The sequence below is a fragment of the Streptomyces sp. A012304 genome (genome assembly GCF_026008495.1).
Classification (GTDB): Bacteria; Actinomycetota; Actinomycetes; order Streptomycetales; family Streptomycetaceae; genus Streptomyces.
This window is the reverse complement of the sequence record NZ_BQUN01000123.1, coordinates 1-1,423: the sequence shown is the minus strand read 5'-3', so window position 1 is coordinate 1,423 and position 1,423 is coordinate 1. Positions and strand designations below refer to the sequence as shown.

The 1,423-nt window shown below is 66.5% G+C and carries 1 protein-coding gene; it reads right to left on the bottom strand.

What is annotated here, in order from left to right; genetic code table 11:
* On the bottom strand, positions 1–1,407 hold a 1,407-nt coding region (locus ALMP_RS32450; RefSeq protein WP_264934968.1), incomplete at its 3' end, for an aldehyde dehydrogenase.
* Between the last annotated feature and the right edge of the window lie 16 nt (positions 1,408–1,423).

Sequence of the window (1,423 nt, the reverse complement as noted above, 5' to 3'; positions counted from 1 at the left end):
ATTGATCGTCTTGTACTCCAGGAACGAGCTGAGGCCCTCGGGCCCGAACTCGCGGCCGATTCCGGATTCCTTGTATCCGCCGAAGGGAGCGGCGAACTCGATGCGGTACCCGTTCAGCGTCAAGGTTCCCGTGCGTACCTGGCGAGCGATGCGCATGGCCCGGTCCTGGTCGTTGGTCCAGACACTTCCCGACAGGCCGTACTTCGAGTCGTTCGCGATACGGACCGCGTCGTTGTCGTCGTCGAAGGGGATGACGACGAGCACAGGGCCGAAAATCTCCTCCTGCGCGATGCGCATGGAGCTGTCAACGTCTGCGAAGATCGTCGGTTCGACGTACCAGCCCGTCGACTGGCTCGCGGGCCGGCCGCCGCCGACGGTGATCGTCGCGCCGTCCTTCCGTCCGCTGGCGATGTAGTCCTCGACCCGCCGCCGCTGGCGTTCGGCCACTAGGGGGCCGACCTCGGTTGCGGGGTCATCCGGATTACCGACCCGCAGCGCAGCGGCTGACTGCGAGATCGCGTCCACAACCTGCTGGTAGCGGCTGCGATGAGCGAGGATCCGGGTCTGTGCCAGGCAGTGCTGGCCGGACATCATGATCGCGTACGGCATGAGGGCGGGCACGACGCTGTCGATGTCGGCGTCTTCGAGGATGATGGCGGGTGACTTCCCGCCGCACTCGAGGGTGACGCGCTTGAACTGCTCGACGCACAGCGCGCCGACCCGCCGCCCTACGGCGGAGCTGCCCGTGAAGCTGATCTTGTCGACCAGCGGGTGCCGCACGAGTGCCTCGCTGTTCTCCCGGTCGGCGGGCACGATGTTGAGGACACCCGGGGGCAGACCGGCCTCCATGGCAGCCTCGGCGAGCAGGTATGCGTCCAGCGGGGTCTCCGGCGCGGGCTTCAGCACGACGGTGCAGCCGGCGATCAGGGCGGGAGCAAGATTCACCATCGTCAGGATGAGCGGCGCGTTCCACGGCACGATCTGCCCTACGACACCCACCGGCTCGCGAAGGATCCGCGCCGGACCGCTGAGACCCGCTCGATCCTGCTCGAAGGGGAATGTCACGGCGAGTTCCCGGTTGTAGTCCAGAACCATCACGGGAACCGGTGCCTGGAGTTGGTTCGAGAAGCTGATCGGCGAACCCATCTCCGTGGTGATCAGCTGTGCAATTTCGGGGACACGTGCGCGCAGGTACTCGCCGAACGGACCCAGCGCGTTCGCACGCTCCTGTGGAGACATGCGGGGCCAAGGGCCATCGTCGAAGGCGGCGCGCGCCGCGCGTACTGCCCGGTCGATATCCGCAGGCGTCGATGAGGGAGCCGTACCGATCCGCTCCTCCGTGACCGGAGAGATGACCTCGATCACGTCTTCCGAGGCAGGCGAGACCATGTCCCCGCCAATGAACAGCCGGTCCTGGACTGTG